At 69.2% G+C, this 22496-nt stretch carries 21 protein-coding genes and 1 pseudogene; 14 read left to right on the top strand and 8 right to left on the bottom strand.

The features are described from left to right. The 12 genes and pseudogenes from VF536_RS17235 to yidD all read left to right on the top strand — a co-directional run. Nucleotides 1-204 (top strand): annotated as a pseudogene (locus tag VF536_RS17235) (ATPase); the annotation flags it as partial. Nucleotides 205-212: 8 nt separating this feature from the next. Beyond that, the gene (locus VF536_RS17230) at nucleotides 213-1055 is read left to right on the top strand and encodes an N-acetylmuramoyl-L-alanine amidase (RefSeq protein ID WP_331616087.1); all 843 of its coding nucleotides are present in this window, start codon (nucleotides 213-215) and stop codon (nucleotides 1053-1055) included. A gap of 43 nt (nucleotides 1056-1098) precedes the next feature. Next, nucleotides 1099-2103: an ABC transporter permease subunit gene (locus VF536_RS17225; protein WP_331616086.1), complete on the top strand. Its 1005-nt coding sequence runs from the start codon at nucleotides 1099-1101 to the stop codon at nucleotides 2101-2103. Nucleotides 2104-2190: 87 nt separating this feature from the next. Next, nucleotides 2191-3102, top strand: coding sequence for an ABC transporter permease subunit (locus VF536_RS17220; RefSeq protein ID WP_414710400.1), 912 nt, complete (start codon nucleotides 2191-2193; stop codon nucleotides 3100-3102). Next, a complete protein-coding gene (locus VF536_RS17215) occupies nucleotides 3102-4046 on the top strand; it encodes an ABC transporter ATP-binding protein (protein ID WP_331616085.1) in 945 nt (314 codons plus the stop codon). The genes VF536_RS17220 and VF536_RS17215 overlap by 1 nt, the downstream gene beginning before the upstream one ends. Then, nucleotides 4043-5035, top strand: coding sequence for a dipeptide ABC transporter ATP-binding protein (locus tag VF536_RS17210; RefSeq protein WP_331616084.1), 993 nt, complete (start codon nucleotides 4043-4045; stop codon nucleotides 5033-5035). Before VF536_RS17215 ends, VF536_RS17210 begins: the two co-directional genes overlap by 4 nt. 92 nt (nucleotides 5036-5127) lie before the next feature. Beyond that, nucleotides 5128-5379 (top strand): hypothetical protein, encoded by a 252-nt coding sequence (locus VF536_RS17205; protein ID WP_331616082.1) that lies wholly within the window; start codon nucleotides 5128-5130, stop codon nucleotides 5377-5379. Between the two features lie 106 nt (nucleotides 5380-5485). Further along, nucleotides 5486-7084, top strand: a complete 1599-nt coding sequence (locus tag VF536_RS17200) for an ABC transporter substrate-binding protein (RefSeq protein WP_331616081.1) — start codon at nucleotides 5486-5488, stop codon at nucleotides 7082-7084. 105 nt (nucleotides 7085-7189) lie between these two features. Next, the gene (locus VF536_RS17195; protein WP_331616080.1) at nucleotides 7190-8089 is read left to right on the top strand and encodes a LysR family transcriptional regulator; all 900 of its coding nucleotides are present in this window, start codon (nucleotides 7190-7192) and stop codon (nucleotides 8087-8089) included. A gap of 52 nt (nucleotides 8090-8141) precedes the next feature. Beyond that, nucleotides 8142-8783 carry a M15 family metallopeptidase gene (locus tag VF536_RS17190; protein ID WP_331616079.1) on the top strand — a complete coding sequence of 214 codons (642 nt, stop codon included), beginning with the start codon at nucleotides 8142-8144 and terminating at the stop codon, nucleotides 8781-8783. Nucleotides 8784-8801: 18 nt separating this feature from the next. Beyond that, complete coding sequence (locus VF536_RS17185; RefSeq protein ID WP_331616078.1) at nucleotides 8802-9869, top strand: LD-carboxypeptidase; 1068 nt, start codon at nucleotides 8802-8804, stop codon at nucleotides 9867-9869. Nucleotides 9870-9883: 14 nt separating this feature from the next. After that, nucleotides 9884-10399, top strand: a complete 516-nt coding sequence (gene yidD / locus VF536_RS17180; protein WP_331616077.1) for a membrane protein insertion efficiency factor YidD — start codon at nucleotides 9884-9886, stop codon at nucleotides 10397-10399. 90 nt (nucleotides 10400-10489) lie between these two features. On the opposite strand, the gene dacB is transcribed toward yidD, so the two are convergent. Next, nucleotides 10490-11935, bottom strand: a complete 1446-nt coding sequence (dacB, locus tag VF536_RS17175) for a D-alanyl-D-alanine carboxypeptidase/D-alanyl-D-alanine endopeptidase (protein ID WP_331616076.1) — start codon at nucleotides 11933-11935, stop codon at nucleotides 10490-10492. 240 nt (nucleotides 11936-12175) lie between these two features. On the opposite strand from dacB, the gene VF536_RS17170 reads away from it, so the two are divergent. Continuing rightward, entirely contained in the window at nucleotides 12176-15037 is a 2862-nt protein-coding gene (locus VF536_RS17170) for a TonB-dependent receptor domain-containing protein (RefSeq protein WP_331616075.1), read from the top strand. 72 nt (nucleotides 15038-15109) lie between these two features. Here VF536_RS17170 and VF536_RS27740 read toward each other — a convergent pair whose 3' ends face one another. From VF536_RS27740 to VF536_RS17145, 6 genes are all read right to left on the bottom strand, one after another. Beyond that, nucleotides 15110-15346, bottom strand: coding sequence for a helix-turn-helix domain-containing protein (locus tag VF536_RS27740; RefSeq protein ID WP_414710401.1), 237 nt, complete (start codon nucleotides 15344-15346; stop codon nucleotides 15110-15112). Nucleotides 15347-15428: 82 nt separating this feature from the next. Beyond that, nucleotides 15429-15833: a type II toxin-antitoxin system RelE/ParE family toxin gene (locus tag VF536_RS17165; protein WP_331616074.1), complete on the bottom strand. Its 405-nt coding sequence runs from the start codon at nucleotides 15831-15833 to the stop codon at nucleotides 15429-15431. 96 nt (nucleotides 15834-15929) lie between these two features. Continuing rightward, the gene (locus VF536_RS17160) at nucleotides 15930-16838 is read right to left on the bottom strand and encodes an LD-carboxypeptidase (protein WP_331616072.1); all 909 of its coding nucleotides are present in this window, start codon (nucleotides 16836-16838) and stop codon (nucleotides 15930-15932) included. Nucleotides 16839-16841: 3 nt separating this feature from the next. Further along, nucleotides 16842-18098 (bottom strand): serine hydrolase, encoded by a 1257-nt coding sequence (locus VF536_RS17155; RefSeq protein WP_331616070.1) that lies wholly within the window; start codon nucleotides 18096-18098, stop codon nucleotides 16842-16844. A 9-nt stretch (nucleotides 18099-18107) separates the two neighbouring features. Beyond that, nucleotides 18108-19400: a D-amino acid dehydrogenase gene (locus VF536_RS17150; protein ID WP_331616088.1), complete on the bottom strand. Its 1293-nt coding sequence runs from the start codon at nucleotides 19398-19400 to the stop codon at nucleotides 18108-18110. A gap of 284 nt (nucleotides 19401-19684) precedes the next feature. Further along, on the bottom strand, nucleotides 19685-20878 hold the full coding sequence (locus VF536_RS17145) for an aromatic amino acid transaminase (protein WP_088405707.1): 1194 nt from the start codon (nucleotides 20876-20878) through the stop codon (nucleotides 19685-19687). A gap of 140 nt (nucleotides 20879-21018) precedes the next feature. On the opposite strand from VF536_RS17145, the gene VF536_RS17140 reads away from it, so the two are divergent. Beyond that, nucleotides 21019-21420 carry a PaaI family thioesterase gene (locus VF536_RS17140; RefSeq protein WP_331616069.1) on the top strand — a complete coding sequence of 134 codons (402 nt, stop codon included), beginning with the start codon at nucleotides 21019-21021 and terminating at the stop codon, nucleotides 21418-21420. Between the two features lie 13 nt (nucleotides 21421-21433). On the opposite strand, the gene VF536_RS17135 is transcribed toward VF536_RS17140, so the two are convergent. Continuing rightward, nucleotides 21434-22496 (bottom strand): glutamate carboxypeptidase (locus VF536_RS17135; RefSeq protein WP_331616067.1); only part of this gene is annotated, 1063 nt, incomplete at its 5' end.

Here is a 22496-nt window from a genome sequence, read left to right as displayed (position 1 = left end):
GCCGGTCGCGAGCTCGCCCGGCTGCCGCTGGCGCTGGTGCGCCGGCTGGGCGCGCGTCCCGTCAGCGCGGCCGGACGCGTCCTGGACCTGCATCCCGCGATCGAAGCCGGCCTGCGCGACGCGCTGCCGCAAGACCTGCCCCTCACCGTTCATCAACCCGACACCGCCCTGGCCGCCGCGAGGCGGGCCGCCCTCGCGTCATGAAAAGCCTCATGAAAACCAAACTCCTGACCCTCGCCGCCGCCGCCCTGCTGGCGGCCTGCGCCACGCCGACGCTGCAGATCGACCGCACCCATGTGTCCGAGAACCAGGACAGCCGCGCGCAGTTCCTGATCATTCACTACACCGTGATCGACTTCGAGAAGTCGATGAAGGTGCTGACCACCGGCGGCAAGGTCTCGGCCCATTATCTGGTGCAGGAGAATCCGTCCAAGGTCTACCAGCTGGTCGACGAGAACCGCCGCGCCTGGCACGGCGGCGTCAGCTACTGGGGCGGCGCGACCAACCTGAACTCGGCCTCGATCGGCATCGAGATCGTGAACCCCGGCTTCACCGAGACGCCGATGGGCCGGGTCTACGCGCCCTATCCGCAGGCGCAGATCGACGACGTGATCAAGCTGGTCAAGGAGATCGTCGCGCGTCACGGCATCCGCTCGGACCGCATCCTCGGCCACAACGACATCGCGCCCGGCCGCAAGCAGGATCCGGGTCCGGCCTTCCCCTGGAAGCAGCTGGCCGACGCCGGCCTGATCGCCTGGCCCGACGCCGCGCAGGTGCAGATCAAGCAGGCGATCTACCAGGTCGCCCCGGTGCCGGACGCGGCCTGGTTCCAGAAGCGGCTGGCGCAGGTGGGCTACCAGACGCCGCAGACCGGCGTGCTGGACGTCGCCACGCGCGAGGTGATCAGCACCTTCCAGATGAAGTACCGCCCGACCAACTTCACCGGCGACATGGACGCCGAGACCGCCGCGCTGCTGGAGGTCGTCACGACGCCCGGCGGCCTGTTGATGAAGAAGCCGCTGCCGGCGGACAGCCGCCCGCGTTCAGAGTATTGATGCGCCCGACCGATCCCGCCACGCACGCCCGCCGCCGCCCGCCTTGCTGAACTTCCTGCTCCGCCGCCTGGCCTCGTTGCTGCCGACCCTGATCGGCGTGACGCTGGTCGCCTTCGGCCTGATCCGGCTGGTGCCGGGCGATCCGATCGCGATCATGATGGGCGAGCGCGCGCTCGACGACGCCACCCACGCGCGGCTGATGCACGAGCTCGGCCTGGACCAGCCGCTGTGGCGCCAGTACGCGGACTACGTCGGCGGCCTGCTGCACGGCGACCTGGGACGCTCGCTGGTCTCGCACGAGCCGGTGTCGCACGAGTTCCTCGCGCTCTTCCCCGCGACGGCGGAACTGGCGCTGTTCGCGCTGCTGCTGGCGATCGTGGTCGGCATGGCGCTGGGCACCGGCGCGGCGCTGCGCCGCGGCTCGCTGCTGGACCAGGGCGTGATGGGCGTGGCGACGGTGGGCTACTCCATGCCGGTGTTCTGGTGGGGGCTGATCCTCATCATGTTCTTCTCGGTCGGCCTGGGCTGGACGCCGGTGTCGGGCCGCATCGCCGTCGAGTACGACGTCCAGCGCGTCACCGGCTTCATGCTGATCGACGCGGCGCTGCACGATGAAGCGGGCGCGTGGCGCTCGGCGCTGCGGCACCTGCTGTTGCCGGCGCTGGTGCTGGGCACCAGCACGATGGCGGTGATCGCGCGGATGACGCGCTCCAGCCTGCTGGAGGTGCTGCGCGAGGACTACATGCGCAGCGCCCGCGCGCGCGGCCTGTCGCCGGCGCGGGTGGTGCTGGTGCACGGCCTGCGCAACGCGCTGATCCCGGTCATCACGGTGATCGGCCTGAAGGTCGGCAGCCTGCTCGCGGGCGCGGTGCTGACCGAGACCATCTTCAGCTGGCCGGGCATCGGCAAGTGGCTGATCGACGCGATCGCGCGACGCGACTATCCGGTCGTGCAGGCGGGGATCCTGATCTCGGCCTGCACCTTCATCGCGGTCAACCTGCTGGTGGACCTGCTGTACGGCGTGGTGAACCCGCGCATCAGAAAATGAGGCCCCAGTCGCTCCGCTCCGGCCCCCGAGGGGCGCAGTCCGCCTTGGGGGCGGCCCGGCGGCGGACATGGCAGGGATGACATCGACATGAGCACCCTGCCCTCCGTTCCGGCGACGACGCCGACGATCGCTCCGCCCGGCCCCTTCGCCGAGTTCTGGCGCGGCTTCTCCGCCAACCGCGGCGCCCTGGTCGCGCTGGTCGTCTTCACGCTGCTCGCGCTGGCGGCGCTGCTGGCGCCCTGGATCGCGCCGCACGATCCGGTGCGGCAGTACCGCGAGCACATGCTCACGCCGCCGATCTGGATGGACGGCGGACAAGCCCGCTTCCTGCTCGGCACCGATGAACTCGGCCGCGACCTGCTGTCGCGCCTGCTGCACGGCGCGCGGGTGTCGCTGGGCATCGGCCTGGCGTCGGTGGTGCTCTCGCTGATCCCTGGCGTGCTCCTGGGGCTGCTGGCCGCTTTCCATCAACGGCTGCTCGCGCCGGTCGTCATGCGCGTGATGGACGTGATGCTCGCGCTGCCAGGCCTGCTGCTGGCGATCTGCGTGATCACCGTGCTCGGCCCGGGCCTGACGAACACGGTGATCGCGATCGCCGTCGGCAGCCTGCCGGAGTACGTCCGGCTCACGCGCGCCGCGGCGCTCGCGGAGCTCGGCAAGGACTACGTCACCGCCAGCCGCGTGGCCGGCGCGTCGACCTGGCGGCTGATGTTCTCGGCGGTGCTGCCGAACTGCACGGCACCGCTGATCGTCAACGCGTCGCTGAGCTTCTCGGCGGCGATCCTCGAGGCGGCCGGTCTCGGCTTCCTCGGCCTGGGCGTGCAGGCGCCGATGGCGGAGTGGGGCACGATGCTCTCGTCGGCGCGCGACTACATCGTCCGCGCACCGTGGGTGGTGACGCTGCCGGGCCTGGCGATCCTGCTGTCGGTGCTGAGCGTCAACCTGATGGGCGACGGGCTGCGCGATGCGCTCGATCCGCGCCTGAAGAGGGTGTCGTGATGCTGGAGATCCGCGATCTGCGCGTGCGCTTCGGCGCGTTCCCGGCGGTGGACGGCGTCGACCTCGACCTCGCGCCGGGCGAGGTGCTGGGCATCGTCGGCGAGTCCGGCTCTGGCAAGTCCGTGAGCATGATGGCGCTGATGGGCCTGATCGATCCGCCCGGACAGGTGAGCGCGACGGCGCTGCGCTTCCAAGGTCAGGACCTGCTGGGCATGAGCGCTTCGCAGCGACGCCGGCTGATCGGCAAGGACATCGCGATGGTGTTCCAGGACGCGCTCGCCAGCCTCAACCCGAGCTACACCGTCGGCCACCAGCTGGAAGAAGTGCTGAACACCCACCTCGGTCTGCGCGGCGCCGCGGCGCGTCAACGGTCGAAGGAGCTGCTGGAGCAGGTCGAGATCCCCGACGCCGCGAGCCGGCTGAAGGCCTATCCGCACGAGCTGTCCGGTGGCATGAACCAGCGCGTGATGATCGCGCTGGCGATCGCATGTTCCCCGAAGCTGCTGATCGCCGACGAGCCGACGACGGCGCTCGACGTGACGATCCAGGCGCAGATCATGGACCTGCTGCTGCGCCTGCAGCGCGAGCAGGGCATGGCGCTGGTGATGATCACGCACGACCTGGCCGTGGTGGCGGAGATGGCGCAGCGCGTCGCCGTCATGTACGCGGGCCAGGTGGTGGAGACGGGCACGCTGCCCGAAGTCTTCGAAGCGCCGAAGCATCCGTACACGGCCGCGCTGATGGCGGCGATCCCGGAGCACAACCGCGGCGCGAGCCGGCTGCAGGCGCTGCCTGGCATCGTGCCCGGCGCGCTGGACCGGCCGACGGGATGCCTGTTCTCGCCGCGATGCGCGCGCGTGCAGCCGCACTGCCGCGAGGCACGTCCGGACGTCGTCGACGGCGTGCGCTGCTTCTATCCGCTGATCGAGGAGTCCGTCGCATGAGCGCCCTGCCGGACAAGCCTGCTACCACGGGCGCGGGTGCGTCGCCGCTGCTGGTGGCGCGCGACCTCGCGCGGCATTACCGCGTGAGCCGTGGCTGGTTCGCGCCGAAGGCGACAGTGCGTGCGCTGGACGGCGTCAGCTTCTCGCTGGCACCGGGCAAGACGCTGGCGGTGGTCGGCGAATCGGGCTGCGGCAAGTCCACGCTGGCGCGGGCGCTGACGCTGATCGAGACGCCGACCTCCGGCGATCTGCGCATCCACGGTCGCGACGCGGCCGACGCATCGACACGCAAGGACCTGCGACGCGACGTGCAGATGGTGTTCCAGAACCCGTATGCGGCGTTGAATCCTCGCAAGACGATCGCCTCGACGCTGGCGGAGCCACTGGTCATCAACACGCCGCTGAGCCGCGCCGAACGGCAGGAGCGCATCGAGGCGCTGGCCGCGAAAGTCGGTCTGCGCCAGGAACATCTGCAGCGTTACCCGCACATGTTCTCGGGCGGCCAGCGTCAGCGCAGCGCGATCGCGCGGGCGATGGTGATGCAGCCGGGCATCGTCGTCGCGGACGAGCCGACGTCGGCGCTGGACCTGTCGATCCAGGCACAGATCCTGAATCTCTTCATGGACCTGCAGGAGGAGTTCGGGACGGGCTACGTGTTCATCTCGCACAACCTGGCGGTGGTGGAGCATGTGGCCGACGAGGTGATGGTGATGTACCTCGGCCGCGTGGTGGAGCACGGCGACAAGCGCCGGCTCTTCGCCAAGCCGCTGCACCCGTACACGCAGGCGCTGATCAGCGCCACGCCGGCGCTGCGCCCGGCCGACCGCCGCCAGCGCATCCGCATCCACGGCGAGCTGCCCAGCCCGCTGAAGCCGCCGACGGGATGCGCGTTCCATCAACGCTGCCCGATGGCCGTCGCGCGCTGCGCGGAGGTGCGGCCGGAGTTGAGGGAGATCGACGGGCGGCTCGTGGCTTGCGATGTGATCTAAACAGCCGTTGAAGGCCATTGCGATCCGCGAGACTCGCCTCTCCAATGACCCGCCGCCAACGCGCAGGCGCACACAGACGTCAAAGGAGAGCGATGAGCTCGTTCACAACCCTTCCCTTCTTCAAATTCGCTCGTGATCCTGAAGGCTCATTGGCGTTCAAGGAGTCTGGTCCAGTCATCGTTCATCGGGTCGGGCGACCGATCTTCTATGCATTGACTCCCGAACTCCACGAGGCGCTGATGGCGTACATCGACGACTTGGTGGACGAGCGTGATGCGGCAATCGCGCTTGCACGTTGGAAAGGCAAGGCTGAGACTGTCGAGGTTGACGTCCACGACCTTTGAGTGGCATCGGCCAAGCCGCATAACCCAGTGTTATGGTCCAACCCGCCCATTTCAGTTGTGACCTGGGAAGCGGCGTTTCGACAATGCGCGGCTTGCCCTCCTCCCGATGCGCTCAGTCCTCCCCCTCTCGCTGGCTCTGCTCCTGTCCGCCGCGCTTCCCGCCGCTCACGCGGCCGGCGCCGCCGCGGTCAAGCCGCTCGTGTACTGCACCGACGCCAGCCCCGAGGGCTTCGACCCGGGGTTATGGGATTCGGCCAGCACGAACAACGTCAACAACCAGATGTTCCAGGGCCTGGTGCGCTTCGAGCGCGGCGGCACCGCGCTGCAACCGGCCCTCGCGACGAGCTGGACCATCAGTCCCGACGCCCGCGAGTTCACCTTCACGCTGCGCGAAAACGTCCGCTTCCACACCCGCCCCTGGTTCACGCCGACCCGCACGCTGAACGCCGATGACGTGCTCTTCACCTTCGGCCGTTTCCTCGACCGCGAGCACCCGTTCAACAAGGCCTTCCCGGCCAACTTCGTCTATCCGCAGAACCTCGGCCTGGCCAAGGCGATCGCGAAGATGGAGAAGCTCGACGACCGCACCGTCCGCTTCACGCTGACCCGGCCCAACGTCACCTTCGTCACCTGGTTCGCGATGGCCTTCGCCGGCATCCAGTCGGCGGAGTACGGGAACCAGCTGCTGCGCGAAGGCAAGGCCGCGCAGATCAACCGCCTGCCCATCGGCACCGGCCCGTACCGCTTCCGCAGCTATGCCAAGGACGATGTCGTCCGCATGGAAGGCAACCCCGACTACTGGGGCGAGCCGCAGAAGACGCAGAAGCTGATCTTCACCATCAGCCGAGAAGCGCCGGTGCGCGTGCAGAAGCTGCTCGCCGGCGAGTGCCAGATCACCTCGCCGCTGCGCGACATCGACGTCGCCGCGATCGATCGCCATCCGGAGCGCATCAAGCTCGAGAAGATCCAGGCGCTCAACATCTCCTACCTGTCCTTCAACCTGCGCAAGCCGCCGACCGACAACCGCCTGGTGCGCGAGGCGCTGGACATCTCGGTCGACCGAGACGCGATCTTCCGCGCCCTGTTCCCCCGCGGCGATGCGATGCAGGCGGTGAACCCCTTCCCGCCCGCGATCCCCGGCTACAACAAGTCGATCAAGAACGAATACAACCCGGACCGCGCCAAGGCGTTGCTCAAGCAGGCCGGTTTCCCGGACGGGTTGGACCTCGATCTGTGGGCACTGCCCGTGACACGCCCCACCAATCCGAACGGGCAGCTGATGGCGCAGCTGATCCAGCAGGACTGGGCCCGCATCGGCGTGCGCGCGCAGATCCGCACCTACGAATGGGGCGAGTACCTCAAGCGCGCCAACGCCGGCGAGCACACGGTCTACATGAGCGGCTGGTCCGGCGAGAGCGGCGACGCCGACGACTTCCTGACGCCCAACCTCAGCTGCGCGACCAACAAGTCGGGCGTGAAGTTCTGCAACCAGGAATTCGAACGCCACATCGATGCGGCGCGCGCCACGGCCGATCAGGGCAAGCGCATCGCGCTCTACGAGCAGGCCCAGGAGATCTTCAAGCGGGAACGCCCGTGGATCACGATGGCACACTCGACGGTGTACATCCCCACCAGCAAGGACTTGCGCGGCTTCAAGATGCAGCCGAACGGGGGTGTCGTCTTTGAGAACGTCTATCGTGAATAAGCCTCCCCTCCTTCTCAGCGCGCCGGCCCGAGCGCCGGGCCGCCCCAAGCCGGGCCGGGCCCCCACGGGGGGTCGGACGACGTACCCGTCGGACGGGGGGCCGACATGAGGCTTCGCCATATTGAAGTCTTCCACGCGATCATGCAGGCCGGCACGATCAGCGGCGCGGCGCAGCTGCTCCACATCTCCCAGCCCGCCGTGACCAAGGTGCTGCAGCACTGCGAGCTGCAGCTCGGCATGCCGCTGTTCGACCGCGTCCGCGGCAAGCTCTATCCGACACCGGAAGCACAGCGCCTGTTCGTCGAGATCGACAAGCTCAACCGCGACCTGGTCGCGATCCGGCGCCTGGCCGCCAACCTGCGCAGCGGCGAATCCGAATCGCTGCGCCTGATGGCCACGCCGACGCTGGGCGCCTCGGTGATCCCGGCGGCGATGACGCACTGGGCGCAGGCCTTCCCGCGCAGCCGCTGCCAGCTCAGCACGAACCACACGCGCGAGATCGTCTCCGCGCTGCTGCTCGGCGAAGCCGACCTCGCGCTCAGCCTGCAGGACCCGCGCCACCCCGGCATCAAGGCCGAGGTGCTGGCCAGCGGCACGATGATGGCGCTGTGCCCCCTGCACAGTCCCGAGGCCCAAGGCGCCGGCCCGCTGCCGCTGGAGGAGATCCAGTCCGAGCTGATCGCGATGGCCGAGGACGACCCGCTCGGCCACATGCTGCACAACGCCAGCGAGGCCGAAGGTCGCCACCTCGACAGCCGCATCACGGTCCAGACCTACCAGCTCGCCCGCGCGCTGGTGGAGGCGGGCGTCGGCATGACCGCCGTCGATCCCTTCACCGCCGCGTCGGCCGACCGCACGCGCGTGAAGGTCCGGCCGCTGGCGCCGGCCATGAGCATCCAGCTGTACCTGCTGACCTCCGCCAGCGCGCCGCTGGCGCAGGCCGCGCGCCGGCTGGTCACCTACCTGCGGGACGCCGCCCGCGCCAACCTCGAGAGCCTGGAGTGACGCGCTCCGGCGTCTGATCTTCCGGCTCCCTTCGGCTTCACCTTGCCCTGCCATGACTCCGGACGCCTCCGTCGCCAACGCCCCTCCCCCGCCCATCCCCTGCGAGGAGATCGCCTCGCACGCCGAGTTCCGCGCGCTGCTGACCGTCCCCGGCATCGCGGTGGACCTGCGCTACGCGACACCCGACAACTTCGTCGGCCGCAACGTTTACGGCGGGCTGGACTGCGCGTACCTGCGCCGTGAATCCGCGGACGCCGTCGCCGAGGCTGCCGCCTACCTCGGCCGTCACTGCCCCGGTGTGACGCTGGTCGTGCTGGACGCGCTGCGGCCGCAACGCGTGCAGGAAGCGCTGTGGGCAGAGCTCGAAGGCACGCCGTTGACCAAGTACCTCGCGCATCCGGCGCGACGCTCGATCCATTCGTTCGGCATGGCGGTCGACGTCACGCTGCTCGACGCCGAGGGCCGCGAGCTCGACATGGGCACCGGCTTCGACGAGATGACGCCGGCCTCGCACCCCGAGTTCGAGGCCGAGCAGCTCGCCACCGGCGGCCTGACCGCGGACCAGCTCCGACACCGCGGCTGGTTGCGCGCGGCCATGCGCCACGCCGGCTTCCAGACCATCAGTACCGAGTGGTGGCACTTCGACTTCGGCGACCGGGAACGCGTCCGCCGCGAGCTGCCGCTGGTGATCTGAGCGCCTTCCGGAGAATCCATGACTGCTTCCCGTCGACAGATCCTTACCGGCGCCGCCACCGCCGCGGCCAGCGCGCTCGGTGCATTGCCTGCGGCGCAGGCTGCCGCGCCTGCCCGCGCCACGGCGGCCCCCGAGCCGTTGCGCGCGCGCCGGCTGAAGGTCGGCGACACGATCGGCCTCGTCAGCCCCGCCAACGCGACCTACGAGCGTGAGCCGCTGGAGATCGCCGTCGAGTCGCTCGAGGCGCTCGGCTTCAAGGTCAAGCTCGGCGCCAACGTGCGCGGGCGCTACGGCCAGTTCGGTGGCACCGACGTGCAACGCGCGTCGGACATCAACGACTTCTTTGCCGACGACGAGGTCGCCGGCGTCCTCGCGCTGACGGGCGGCTCAGGCTGCAACCGCATCGTCGACAAGCTGAACTACGCGCTGATCCGCCGCAAGCCGAAGTTCTTCGGCGGCTTCTCGGACCTCACCAGCCTCGTCAACGCCGTCCACCGGCAGACGGGGCTGATCACCTTCCACTGCCCGGTCGCGGGCTCGGAGTGGAACGAGTTCTCGATCCAGCATTTCCGCGCCGTCGCGATGGACGCGCAGGCGGACCTGCTGCAGAACCCGCAGGGCGAGCGCGGCGCCCACCTCGTCCAGCGCGAGGACCGCATCAGCACGCTGCGTCCGGGCCTCGCGCGCGGCCCGCTGGTCGGCGGCAACCTGGCGGTGCTGAGCTCGCTGGCGGGCTCGCCCTTCTTCCCGGACACGCGCGGCGCGATCCTCTTCCTGGAAGAGATCAACGAGTACATCTACCGCGTCGACCGCATGCTGTCGACACTGCGCCTGTGCGGCGCGCTCGACCAACTGGCCGGCGTCGTGCTGGGCAAGTTCACGCAGTGCGGACCGGGCGACGGCAACTTCGGCACGCTCACGCTGGACGAGGTCTTCGACGACTACTTCCTGCCGCTGAACGTGCCCGTCTACCGCGGCGCGATGATCGGCCACATCAAGCGCAAGTTCACCGTCCCCGTCGGTCAGCCCGCCGAGATGGACGCGCGCGCCGGCACGCTGCGACTGTTGTCGCCGGCCGTACTCTGAGGGTCCCCGGGCCGATGGTCTTGCGCTGGCTCGCGCTCGCCGCCATCCGCGGTTACCAACGCTGGATCTCGCCGCACAAGGGCTTCCACTGCGCCTATCGCGTGCACACCGGTTGCGCGGGTTGCTCGGCGCTCGGGCACCGCGTGATCCGGCGCTTCGGCGTCTGGGACGGGCTCCCGCTGCTGCGCGAGCGGATGGCGCGTTGCGGCGCGGTCCACGAGGCTCACCGGCGACAGCAGGCGGACCTCTCGGCGGTGGCAGAACGCCGTCGTCTGCCCGCCGCGCAGCGCGGCGATTGCGACCTCGGTTGCGCGCCGGACCTGCCTTGCGACGGTCACCACGGTTGCGCGGGATGCGACGGGCCATCCGGCCCCCGAGGCGACGGCTGCGGTTGCGGCGTCAGTCCGCGCACCGTGTGCGACTACGCCAACTGCTGCGACTGCGGCTGCGACTGGCCCTCGCGCAAGAAGAAGGGCGCGAACCGCTATGAGGACCGCGACGGCCTGCGAGGTCGTCGCCGCCGCCGCTGACGGGCGTCGGATGCCCGGTCCGCGGATTCGACTCAATGCGTCCTTCCGCTGCGGCAAGCGGCGCGCGATTCACCCGGCGTGGACGCTCATTCAGCGCCGCGCCACCCAGTCCACCAGCGCATCGATCGCCGGACGCGCCTTCGCCGCCTGATCGTCGTTGACGATCGCGACCACGATCCAGGTCTTGCCGGTCGAGTCCGGCACGAAGCCGGCCAGCGCCACGACGTCGCGCAGCGTGCCGGTCTTCATCCGCGCACGGCCTTCGGCGGCCGTACCCTTGAAGCGACGCGACAGCGTCCCGTCGACGCCCGCCACCGGCAACGTGGCCAGCAGCTCCGGACCGTGCGCGCCGCGCGCCGACGCCTGCAGCATCGCCGCCATCTGCGCGGCCGAAGCGCGCTCGCTGCGCGACAGGCCGGAACCGTTCTCCAGCGCCAGGCCCGCCGTGTCGATCTTCTGCGCGGCGAACCACTCGCGCACCACGCGCGCGGCGGCTTCGCGGGTGTCCTCGCCGGGCTGGGCCGCCGACGCGCCGAGCCGCAGGAACAGCATCCGCGCCAGCGCGTTGTCCGAGGACTTCATGACCGGCCGCAGCAGCTCGGCCAGCGGGCGGTCGCGGTGTTGCGCCAGCACGCGGGCGCCTTCAGGCGTCGCGCCCTCGCGGATCTCGCCCGACAGCGTGCCGCCGAGCGAGCCCCACAACTGCCGCAGCGCCTGCGCCGTTTCCCACTGGCGGTCCAGCACGTTGAGCGACTGCGAGACCTGGCACCCGCGCGGGAATCCGCCCGCCAACACCAGTCGTCCGCCGCCCTCGGGCAGCGCCTCGAAGCGCGACGGCTTCCAGTCGTCGTCCCAGTCCTTGCAGGGCTTGTCGTTCAGCAGCACCGCGCTCGTGTCGATCGCCAGCCCGCCGAACTGCGGATACGGCCGCACCGTCAGGCCGCGGTCGTCGGACCAGAAGTCGTACTGCAGCAGGCTGCCGTTGAGGTGCAGCGCATCGGGGATCACGTTGTACGGAAACTCGGCCTGCTCGTCGAAACGCGGCGCGCCGATGTCCGGCCGCGCCGGGTTGAACAGACCGCGATCGACGACGATCCCGCCGGCCAGCTCGCGCACGCCGTGACGCTCGCGCAGCTCGCGCAACATCGCCCACAACGCGGGCCAATCGAGGTCCGCATCACCACCGCCCTTCAGCACCAGCGGCCCTTCGAGACGGCCGTCGCGGAGCGCACCCGAGGCCAGCAGCTGGGTCTGTCCCCGACTGTTGGGACCGAGCCGGTCCAGCGCCACCACCGCGGTGATCGTCTTCATCGTCGAGGCCGGCGCCATCGGCCGGTCCGCGTTCAGGCGCAGCCCGGTACCGGGCGCGTCCAGCGGATAGGCCACCACCGCCAGCGACGAGGCCGGCACGCCGGCCTGGCGCAGCGCGGTCTCGACCGGCGCGGGCGGGGTGTCGACGAGGGTGGCGCAGCCGCTCGTGGCGAGCGCGGCGACCAGAACCAGAAGGACGGGCAGGAGGGCGGAGGGGGCTCGCATGAGCAGCGACTGTATATTCGCCGCCCCGCTGCATTCCCGCAGGTTATACGCGCGAGACAAGCATTCATCGGGACGGAAACAACAAATGGGTGACGTTCCTATGACGGTCAAAACCGCTCGTGCTTGAAGATCGTTCACAGCTCGCAACACAGCAACACCCCAAGGGTCGCCCCCGCATCGGACGGCCCCAGTCGTTGGAGGCGTTCCCAGGACGCCGGACCGGTTAACAAGGAGAAGGTCGTGAAACTGAATCAACTCGCCCGCTGCCTCGTCGTGGTGGGACTGGGCGCCCACGCGGCGGCCTGGTCGCAGGAAGTCCAGAAGATCGAGCGGGTGGAGATCACCGGCTCGAGCATCAAGCGCATCCAGGACGAGGGCGCGCTGCCCGTGCAGACCATCTCGCGCCGCGACCTGGACCGCCAGGGCATCGTGTCGGCCGAGCAGCTGATCGCCACGCTCTCCTCCAACGGCAACGGCCTGGACAACCTGGCCTCCAACGCGGACGTGGTCTCGGGCCAGTCCCGCGGCAACAACGGCGCGACCTCCGCCAACCTGCGCCTGCAGGGCGCCAACGCGACGCTGATCCTGCTGAACGGCCGGCGCATCGCCGCGCACGGCCTCAACGGCGGCGTCGTCGACCTGAACCAGATCCCGATGGCCGCGATCGAGCGCGTCGAAGTGCTGAAGGACGGCGCCTCGTCGACCTACGGCACCGACGCCGTCGGCGGCGTCATCAACTTCATCCTGCGCAAGGACTACACCGGCCTGACCGTCAGCGGCTTCTCCGACGTCACGCAGCACAGCGGCGGCAACATCTACCGCGGCTCGGTGACCGGCGGCATCGGCAACATCGACAAGGACGGCTTCAACGTCATGGCCGTGCTGTCCATGACGGACAACAAGCGCCTGGACGGCTCGCAGCGCGACTTCGTCAACAGCTTCCAGCCCGACCGCGGCCTGTCCCCGGACACGCGCGGCACGCCGTTCGCGACGGTCTTCTTCTCGCCCACGATCACGCCGCCGGTCTACAACGGCGTGGCCCTGACCAGCGCCAACATCCTGGACCTGCCCGGCGGCGCGGGCTGCGCCTCGCAGCCGGGCATGGCGCCCTACGCCGAGAAGCTGTGGAACTCCGCCGCCGCGTCGCCGGCCAACCAGTTCGGTTGCGCCTGGGACTCGGGCAAGGCCGCAGTGATCCAGCAGCCGGTGAAGAACACCAACCTGGTCACGCGCGGCATGCTGAAGCTGGGCGAGCACACGCTGACCGGCGAAGTGCTGCTGGGCAAGTCGGAGTCGCAGAAGATCTTCTCGGCCAACCAGATCAGCAGCGGCAGCGCCACGGCCACCATCACCCTGCCCAACGGCACGGCCGTGCCGAGCCCCTTCCGCAGCCTGGCCTACCCGTCGAGCGGCGCCAGCTACCAGACCGTGTGGAACGCGCTGGTCGGCGCCTTCCCGTCGCTGGCCTCGCAGGCCGGCAAGCCGCTGGCCTTCCGCTGGCGCTGCATGGAATGCGGCCAGCGTGAGTTCGAGACCACCACGGACACCGGCCGCTACCTGGTGAGCATGGACGGCCCGCTGCCCTTCCTCAAGGACTGGGACTACAAGGTCGGCGCGTCGCAGGCCTTCAGCAAGAGCAATTCGGTGCTGGGCACCGGCTACCAGAACTGGGTCGGCCTGGCCAACCTGATCAACACCGGCGTGCTCAACCCGTTCCTGCTCGCGGGTCAGTCGCAGACGCCGGCCGCCATGGCGGCGCTGGACGCGATCTCGGCCGAAGGCACCAAGCTCTACGGCGGCAAGTACACGACCGACGAGTACGACGCGACCGCCTCCGGCCCGCTGTTCAAGCTGCCGGCCGGCGACGTGATGGGCGCGGTGGGCGTGGACTACCGGATCGAGAAGTACCGCTTCGACGGCAACCAGACGGTCAACACCAACGACATCAACACCTGGATCTTCAACGCGCCGTTCGACAACGTGAATGCGCTGAGCGGCGTGAAGCGCAAGGTGGGCGCGATCTTCGGCGAGACCATCATCCCGATCGTCAAGAACCTGGACCTGAACCTCTCGGTGCGCTACGACAAGTACACCGGCTTCGGCAGCACGACCAACCCCAAGGCCTCGATCCGCTACCAGCCGATCGACAGCCTGGTGTTCCGCGCGTCGTACAGCACCGGCTTCCGCGTGCCGACCTTCAACCAGCTGTTCAACGGCGTGACCGAATCGCCGTACACCGGTGCGGGCGTGCCGGATCCGTCGACCTGCCCGGGCAACGTGGTGAGCAACGCGCCGGGCTGCCAGGCGGTCACTTTCAACACGCTGTTCGGCGGCCGTGCGGACCTGAAGCCGGAAGAGTCGAAGATGTCCAACATCGGCTTCGTGTGGCAACCGGTGAAGGACTTCAGCGCCTCGGTGGACCTGTGGGACATCCGTCGTGACGGCCAGATCCAGAGCCTGACGCTGACGCAGATCCTGAACAACTACCAGCTGTTCCCGCAGGCCTTCCTGCGCGACGCCAACGGCGTGCTGCAGACCGTGGACACGCGGTGGGTGAACACCGGCGAGACGCAGACACGCGGCCTGGAGCTGTCGCTGCGCGGCAGCACGCCGATGAACGGCGGCCGCCTGAGCGGCGGGCTGGACGGCACCTACCTGCTGAAGAAGCGTTCCAAGCTGCTGGACAACGTGGCCTTCGGCCCGAGCGAGATCGGCCAGTTCACGCGCTCGAGCGAGCTGGGCATCCGCTGGAAGCACAGCGCGTACATCACCTACACGTATGGCGATTGGGCCTGGTCGCTGCGCCAGCAGTACAGCACCGGCTACTACGGCTATGTCCCGCCGGGCGTGGCCAACGGCAACGCGTCGACGCCGGCCTTCGATCCCTGGGTCAAGCCGTACTACCTGCACCACGCCAGCGTGGCCTACAGCGGCATCAAGAACCTGACGGTCACCGTGGGCGTGAAGAACATCTTCGACCAGGACCCGCCGTTCGCGAACAGCTACGACACCAACACCGGTTCGGGCAGCTCGTGGGAGCCGCGTGTGGCCGACCCGCGCGGACGGTCGTTCACGCTGGGCCTGGACTACAAGTTCTTCTGATCAGGCGCAGCCTGCCGCCTCGCGCGGCGGGCCATCGGACACCAAGCCCGCCGGGAGACCGGCGGGCTTTTTTTACGCCTTGTCCCCCAGAACGTGCGGAGTCAATGGGAACACTCGCCCCATGCCCTGTTCCCGGATCGCGTGCAACAGGCGCAGGACCGGCCCGGTGGGACGAGTGATTCCCTGCTCGTACCGTCGCAGCAGGCGTGCCGTTGTGTTGAGCATGTTGGCGAAGGTGTAAATGCTCAGATCCTCCGCCTCTCGGATGGCTCGAACCTCCTCTGGCGTCAGAGGCGCGGGGGGTGGCATGCCGCACCATGCCAGACGTGTCATTCGTTCGTCGCTCACCCACCCGCGAGCGTGCATGGCTCGTCCGGTTTTCACCATTCGGTCAATCGAGTCGCACTTGCGCTTGCGCATCACAGATCACCTCCTTCAAGAATCCTGATTCGACGGCATTCGCCAATTGATCGGCGCCCATCTCCTTCAGGAGAGCGTTCGTTTGCTTGCAACTGTCGAGCCTCCATGCTTCGATGTTGGCGACAACGTTCTTGGCGTAGCCTTCGAGGAAGAACCACGGAGCGTCTTGTCGATGGGCGACGATCACGCGATACCCATCGCGTTTGCCGGCCCCGGATCGTCCGATCCGTTTCTTGAAGAGTCCACTACCGAGATTTGCATCGATCAGCCCACGTTCCATTTCCGCCACGGCGCGGCACAGGTCCGCGTCTGCGCATCTCCTGCTTGCGCATCCACCGTTGAAAGCCTTCGACCAGATAAACGGCATTCGCCACATCGACCTCTTCGCACGGTTGCGAGAGGCCTGAGTGACAGGTCATGCCCAGGACTGATTCGTCCTGAAGGCGGCCCTCCAATGGGGGAGGCGAACCGCTCAGGCCCTGAGCGTTCTCTCGCCCGGATCCAAGGTCACCGCGACGCCGATCGGCAGCGGCAGGTTGGGCGTCGTGTGGCCGCTCGGCCAGCCGGCGAGGACCGGAATGCCGAGATCGCCGAAGTAGTCGGCGAGCACCTCGTCGGGCGAGTCGGCATCGGTGAAGCTGCCGAGCAGCACGCCGGCGATGTCGTCGAGCGCGCCGCCCAGACGTAGCTGGCACAACAGGCGGTCGATCTTGTAGGGATCCTCGCCGATGTCCTCGAGGAACAGGACCGCGCCGCGCAGATCCGGCATGAAGGGCGTGCCCATCAGCGCGACGAGCACCGCCAGGTTGCCGCCGCTCAGCACGCCGCGCACCGGCGTCGAGCCGCGATTCAGCGCATGCGGCGCGAGCGCCGGTCCGAGTGACTCACCCACGCGCAGGCCACGGCGCAGCCGCTCGGCCAATGCGACGGCATCGGCCCAGCCGGCGTCGCCCTTGTGCCAGTCCGAAGCCGGCATGGGCGCATGCCAGCCCGCCATGCCGAGCTGTTGGCGCAGTGCGTGCAGCGCCGTCAGGTCGCTGTAGCCGATCAACGGCTTGGTCGATCGGCGCAGCAGCGCGCGATCGATGCGGTCGAGCAGACGCAGGCAGCCATAACCACCGCGCAGGCCGATCACTGCATCGACTTGAGGATCATCCAACGCCTCATGCAGGTCGGCGAGTCGACGTCCATCGTCCGCCGCCAGGTGGCCGAGGAACGCCGGGCCGTGGCAGCTCGGGAAGAGCTTCGCGCGAAAGCCCAGACGCTCGATCAGCGGCACCACGCGCTCGAGCGTGCCGTCCCTCGGCGGTCCTGCGGGCGCGATCACCCCGAGGCAGGCGCGCTCGGGCAGCGGGGGCAGCAGGAAGGTGTCGTCAGCCATCGATCAGGACTCCAGCCAGGTCGCCATCCGCGCATCGACCGCGGCGCCGAGCGCCGGGATGCGCCAGGTCGTGGAGCAACTGGGATGCGGCGCGTAGCGCGAGCCGAGGTTGCTCAGCAGCGCGATGAGGTAATGCCGGCGCCGGGGCAGGATGCCGCGGACGATCCCCGCGTCGGAGGTGTAGTTCTCGGTGTTGCCCGTCTTGTGCGCGAACCAGACTTCGCCGCCGGTGGCGAAACGCCGCAGGTCCCCGGGCAGCGAGACCTCGCCCGCGTGTAGCCCGCCGTCCGGCATGAGCCAGCGACTCGGCAGGCGCGCCGGCAGCCCCGGCACCCAGCCGAGCACGCCGCCGAGCGCGCCGCTCGACAGCACCTGATGCAGCGCCTGATCCTGCAAGGCGTGCATCGCCTGGTTGCGACTCTCGGGCGACAGTCGCGGCGCATCGGCGCGCAGCCACGGCGCGCGCGGCGCCACCGGATCCAGCCACCACAGCAACCGCACCGTGTCCCACGCGGTCATCTGGATCTGGCCGACGCCGGATCCCGACCCATTGCCCCAGCCGCCCTCCGCCGTCGTGTTGGCGAAGCGCAGCGTCGTCAGACCGAGCGCGGCAAACAGCGTGTGCAGCTCGTTGCGCACCTCGCGACCGCCATCGCGACGGATGGCACCGGCCGCATGCATCAGCGTGACCAGCGCCGAGGTCGCCTCGTTGCTGCTCCACGTGACCATGTCGTAGGCCCAGTCGGACACGGCGCGCTCACGACCGGCATAGGTCAGCGCTTGCCACCAGCCCGCCCGCCCTTGATCGACGAGCCGCCCCACGCCCGCCAGCAGCATCAGCTTCAGGAGCGACGCCGGGTATGGCGCCACCACGCGGCCGCCGCCCTCGCCCACCTCGCCGGCCAGCGGGGTCCAGTCCATCGCGGACCAGTCCGACGCCGGCCGCCATGCGATCGAGTTGCCCTCGGCATCGCGTTGGTCGGCCAGGAACCGGATGTTGCGCACAGGCCCCGCACCCGGCGCGATATCGGCGACCAGGCCCTGCGGATGCTCGCGCGAGAACAGCACGTTCGCCGCGACCGGCGTGCCCTTCTCCGGGAACGCGACGACGGCGAGATCGATGCTCGGGAAGTGCCGGATCGGGCGCCCCTCGTCCTGCGGATCCAGCGTGGCGCCGAAGTCCTGCGCGAGCACCGCCGTCCGCAGCGCCTCGGCCAGCGAAGCGGCGTCCAGCGCGACGGGCTTGAGGGCCGCCGTCATTGCGGGCCCTCAGGCGGCGCGGAGCTGCAGCCCGTCCAGCGCGATCGGGCTGGGCTTGCCGGAGATGAGGTCGGCCACGATGCGGGCCGAGCCGAACGAGAAGGTGAATCCCAGGGCGCCATGGCCGACATTCAGCCACAGCCCGCGCAGCGGCGTCTCGCCGAGCATGGGCGCGCCGCTCGGCGTCGCCGGGCGCAGGCCGGCCCAGGGCACGGCGCGGTCGTAGTCCGCCGCCCTCGGGAAGGTCTCGCGCACGTTGCGCTGCAAGGCCGCCAGGCGCTTCGGATCGATGCTCGTGTCGTCGCCGACGAGGTCCACCATCGCCGCCACGCGCAGCTGGTCGCCGATGCGGGCGTAGAGCGTCTTGCGCTCGAAGTCGGTGACGCTGACCGTCGGCGGACGGTGCACGCCGTTGATCGGCGCGGACAGGCTGTAGCCCTTCAGCGGGTACAGCGGCAGCCGCAGGTCGACGAGCTCCGCCAGCGCCGCGCTCTGCAGGCCGGCGGCCAGCACGATCCCGTCGGCGACCATGTCGCCCTGGTCCGTCCTGAGCGCGACGACGCGGTCGCCCTCGACGACGAAGCCGGTGGCGTTGGCCTTCACCCGGCCTCGGAAATTCGGATGGCGGGCGAGCCGCTCGCCCAACTGGACGCTGAGCGCGTGGCAATCGGCCACCGCCTCGCCGGAGGTGAAGATCCCGCCGGCCAGCCACTGGGCGCCGCCGTCGCCGAGCGAAGGCTCGATCGCGACGCATTCATCGCGGGTCAGCGCCCGCTCCGGCCCGCCGGCGGGTGTGCGCGCGGCGACACGGGCGAACTCTTCGGCCTTGCGGTACACGACCAGCTTGCCCGGCGTGCGCAGCGCGATGGCATCGAGCGCCGCGTGCCGCTGCAACTCGCCGAAACACTGCTGGCTGAAGGCGCCCAACTCGAGCAGGCGCTCGGTGGTCCGCTGGTTGACCGGACCGCGGCAGTGCGCCAGGAACGAGGCCAGCCAGCGCCATTGCGCCGTCGTGCCGTCCGGCTTGAAGCGCAAGGGTCCATCCGGATCGAGCAGCCAGCGCAAGGCCTTCAGCGGCACGCCCGCGTCGGCCAGCGGCGACACATAGCGGTAGCTGAGCTGCCCGCCGTTCGCACGGCTCGCGCCAGTGCCGAGCGTGGCCTCACGCTCCACGAGCGTCACCCGATGCCCCGCCTCCGCCAGGGCCCAGGCGGTGGTGACGCCCACGACGCCCCCACCGATCACGACTAGCTGCTTCATCCCGGACGAATTCATTCTTGAATGGTCCGGGAGGTTACGGATTCACGACACCCTCAGCCAATGAAAGCGGTGCCGCTACCCATAACCTTGTTGAATGCGCGCAAGAGGAGTGCCTGGGTGGCACCGAGCGCGAGAGGGCCAACCGGGCCCCCTTTGCTCCGTGCCTGGGCCCAGAGGGCCCAGGCCTTCGCTAGGCTCAAACAGTCCTCAGGACTGTTTGAGTCCGAGCGAAGTCCCCCTTGCCGGCAAAGCCGGCAAATTCCTCCTAATACCTGCGCAAAGGGGGCCCGGTCGTCCCTCTCCAGGGGGACCGAGGCGCCTCGTTCTCAGGCGAGGACAGCCGCCATCGCGTTCGCGGTGGCTTCGACGTTGCGCGTGTTCAGGCCCGCGATGCACATGCGGCCGGAGCGCAGGATGTAGACGCCGAATTCCTCGCGCAGACGATCCACCTGCTCCGGCGTCAGGCCGGTGTAGCTGAACATGCCGCGCTGCTTCAGGAAATAGTCGAAGTTGCGGCCCGGCACCTTGGCCGACACCACCTCGAACAACGCGTTGCGCATCGCCAGGATGCGCTCACGCATCTCCTCGACCTCGCCTTCCCACAGCGCGCGCAGCGCCGGGTCGCCCAGCACCTTGGCCACGACCTGGCCGCCGTGCATCGGCGGGTTCGAGTAGTTGCGGCGGATGGTGAACTTCAGCTGCCCCAGCACGTTGGCCGCCTGCGCCGCGTCCGGGCACACCACCGACAACGCGCCGCAGCGCTCGCCGTAGAGGCTCATGTTCTTGGAGAAGCTGTTGGCGACGAAGAAGCTCAGGCCCGCCGCGGCCAGCGCGCGGATCGCGAAGGTGTCCTGCTCCAGCCCGTCGCCGTAGCCCTGGTAGGCCAGGTCCAGGAAGGCGATCAGCTCGCGCTCCTTCAGCACCGGGATCAAGGCGTCCCATTGCGACTGCGACAGATCCACGCCGGTCGGGTTGTGGCAGCACGCGTGCAGCAGCACGACGCTGCGCGCCGGCGCTTCCGACAGCGCCTGCAGCATCGCGTCGAAACGCAGGCCGCCGGTCTGGGCGTCGTAGTACGGGTAGCTGCGGCACTCGATGTAGGAGCCCTCGAAGACCGCGCGGTGGTTGTCCCAGGTCGGGTCGCTCAGGTAGATCGCGCTGTCGGGGAAGTAGCGCTTGATGAAGTCCGCGCCGACCTTCAGCCCGCCCGACGAGCCCACGCCCTGGATCGTCGCGACGCGCTTGCTCTGCAGCGCCTCACTGTCCGCGCCGAAGAGCAGCTTCTGCACCTCGGTGCGGAAATTGGCCGCGCCCTCCATCGGCAGGTAGGGCCGCGCGCCGGCCTGTTCCACCACCGCCAGTTCGGCCCGGCGCACGGAGTCCAGCATCGGGATGCGGCCGTCGTCATCGAAGTAGATGCCGATGGACAGGTTGATCTTCTGCGTGCGCGGATCCTTCTGGAACGCCTCGTTCAGGCTGAGGATGGGATCGCCCGCGTAGGCGTCGACGTGCTGGAACATGCTGGGAACTCCACGTTGGACTATCGGCTCGGCTCATTATCCCCAGCCGCGCCCGCCCGCACCGGAACAGCCCGCCCGCCGATGCGCCGATACAGGCCGACGACAATGCCGGCTTCGCATCACCCGCACCACAGAATCACATGATCACGGACTTCAACGCGCGCGGCGCGGCCTGCCTGCCCGGCCACATGGGCATCGAGATCGTCGAGGTCGAGAAGGGCCGCGTCTTCGCGCGCCTGCCGGTCACCCAGCAGGTCATGGCGCCCAACGGCTACCTGCATGCCGGCAGCGTCGTCACGCTGGCCGACACCTGCTGCGGCTACGGCTGCATCTCGTCGCTGCCCGAGGGCGCGCAGAACTTCACCACGGTCGAACTCAAGTCCAACCACCTGGGCACCGCCCGCGACGGCGTCATCGAGTGCCTCGCCACCGCCGTCCACATGGGCCGCACCACGCAAGTCTGGGACGCGACCGTCACGCACAACGGCAAGACGATCGCGCTGTTCCGCTGCACGCAGATGGTGCTCTACCCGAAGGCCTGACCCGAAGGCCTGATCAGAGCGCCTTGCCGCTGCCGATGGCCATCACCAGGCGCGTGACGAGCACCAGCTTCGGGGCGATCGCGTCGACGACGACGTACTCGCTGTCGCTGCTGTGCGCGCCGTAGCCGCGCACGCCCAGGCCCTCGATCACCGGCGCCTTCGTGGCCAGCGACGCATAGGCCGCGTCGGTGCCGCCGCCGGTCGGGCGATCGCGCACGACGAGCTCCAGCTTCTGCTCGTCGGCCAGCGCCTTGACCTTCGCGGCCAGCGCTCGCGAGGCGTCGGTCGCCGCCAGCGGCGGGCGGCCGCGGTTGAAGCTCAGGGTCACTTCCGCGTCCGGGACCAGCTTGTTCTGGATGCGCTTGCGCAGCTCGGCCTCCAGGGCGTCGAAGTCGGAGAAGCGGTCCGCGCGCGCGTCCCCCTGGGCCTCGGCGCGCTCCGGAATCGCGTTGCGCACCGAGCCCGCCTTGGACATCGTCCAGTTCAGGTGCAGGCCGCGCTTCGGATCCGACAGGTCCCGCGTCTGCAGGATCTGGTGCGACAGCTCGGTCAGCGCGTTGATGCCCTTTTCCGGCGCCGCGCCCGCATGAGACGAACGTCCCTTGACCTTGAGGTCGACGGAGGCGATGCCGCTGGTGGCCAGGCGAATGGTGTCCGGCGAGGTCGGGCCGCCGCCGCCTTCGAAGGACAGCACCGCGTCGTGCTCGCCGCCGAGCTTGGTGATCAGCGGGCTCGAGCCCGGAGAGCCGATCTCCTCGTCGCCGTTGATCAGCACGGTGATCTCGGCGTAGTCCTTGAAACCGACCGACTTCAGCATCGCCAGCGCATGCAGGATGGTGGCGACGCCCTGCTTGTCGTCGGCGATGCCCAGGCCGTAGGCGTGGTTGCCGTCGATGCGGAAGGGCTGCTGCTTCAGGCCGCCGCGCTGGTAGACGGTGTCCATGTGGGCGATCAGCATCAGGCGCTTGCCGTTGGCGTTGCCGCCCTTGAACGAAGCCTGCACGATCTGGCCGACCTTGGCCGGACCGTCGCCCGCGTCCGAGGTCGGCGCGGCGATGGTCTTGTCCGGATCGATC

The organism is Roseateles sp. (assembly GCF_036486225.1).
Classification (GTDB): Bacteria; Pseudomonadota; Gammaproteobacteria; order Burkholderiales; family Burkholderiaceae_C; genus Roseateles.
Note: the sequence above shows the minus strand (reverse complement) of the source record. Positions and strands in the feature narration are given on the sequence as shown.

Excerpts from the sequence above, each read along its gene's own strand:
- VF536_RS17230 (WP_331616087.1), top strand. The coding sequence starts at position 213 with ATGAAAACCAAACTCCTGACCCTCGCCGCCGCCGCCCTGCTGGCGGCC.
- VF536_RS17220 (WP_414710400.1), top strand. The coding sequence starts at position 2,191 with ATGAGCACCCTGCCCTCCGTTCCGGCGACGACGCCGACGATCGCTCCG.
- VF536_RS17215 (WP_331616085.1), top strand. The coding sequence starts at position 3,102 with ATGCTGGAGATCCGCGATCTGCGCGTGCGCTTCGGCGCGTTCCCGGCG.
- VF536_RS17210 (WP_331616084.1), top strand. The coding sequence starts at position 4,043 with ATGAGCGCCCTGCCGGACAAGCCTGCTACCACGGGCGCGGGTGCGTCG.
- VF536_RS17205 (WP_331616082.1), top strand. The coding sequence starts at position 5,128 with ATGAGCTCGTTCACAACCCTTCCCTTCTTCAAATTCGCTCGTGATCCT.
- VF536_RS17200 (WP_331616081.1), top strand. The coding sequence starts at position 5,486 with ATGCGCTCAGTCCTCCCCCTCTCGCTGGCTCTGCTCCTGTCCGCCGCG.
- VF536_RS17195 (WP_331616080.1), top strand. The coding sequence starts at position 7,190 with ATGAGGCTTCGCCATATTGAAGTCTTCCACGCGATCATGCAGGCCGGC.
- VF536_RS17190 (WP_331616079.1), top strand. The coding sequence starts at position 8,142 with ATGACTCCGGACGCCTCCGTCGCCAACGCCCCTCCCCCGCCCATCCCC.
- VF536_RS17185 (WP_331616078.1), top strand. The coding sequence starts at position 8,802 with ATGACTGCTTCCCGTCGACAGATCCTTACCGGCGCCGCCACCGCCGCG.
- yidD (WP_331616077.1), top strand. The coding sequence starts at position 9,884 with ATGGTCTTGCGCTGGCTCGCGCTCGCCGCCATCCGCGGTTACCAACGC.
- dacB (WP_331616076.1), bottom strand. The coding sequence starts at position 11,935 with ATGCGAGCCCCCTCCGCCCTCCTGCCCGTCCTTCTGGTTCTGGTCGCC.
- VF536_RS27740 (WP_414710401.1), bottom strand. The coding sequence starts at position 15,346 with ATGCCACCCCCCGCGCCTCTGACGCCAGAGGAGGTTCGAGCCATCCGA.
- VF536_RS17165 (WP_331616074.1), bottom strand. The coding sequence starts at position 15,833 with ATGTGGCGAATGCCGTTTATCTGGTCGAAGGCTTTCAACGGTGGATGC.
- VF536_RS17160 (WP_331616072.1), bottom strand. The coding sequence starts at position 16,838 with ATGGCTGACGACACCTTCCTGCTGCCCCCGCTGCCCGAGCGCGCCTGC.
- VF536_RS17155 (WP_331616070.1), bottom strand. The coding sequence starts at position 18,098 with ATGACGGCGGCCCTCAAGCCCGTCGCGCTGGACGCCGCTTCGCTGGCC.
- VF536_RS17145 (WP_088405707.1), bottom strand. The coding sequence starts at position 20,878 with ATGTTCCAGCACGTCGACGCCTACGCGGGCGATCCCATCCTCAGCCTG.
- VF536_RS17140 (WP_331616069.1), top strand. The coding sequence starts at position 21,019 with ATGATCACGGACTTCAACGCGCGCGGCGCGGCCTGCCTGCCCGGCCAC.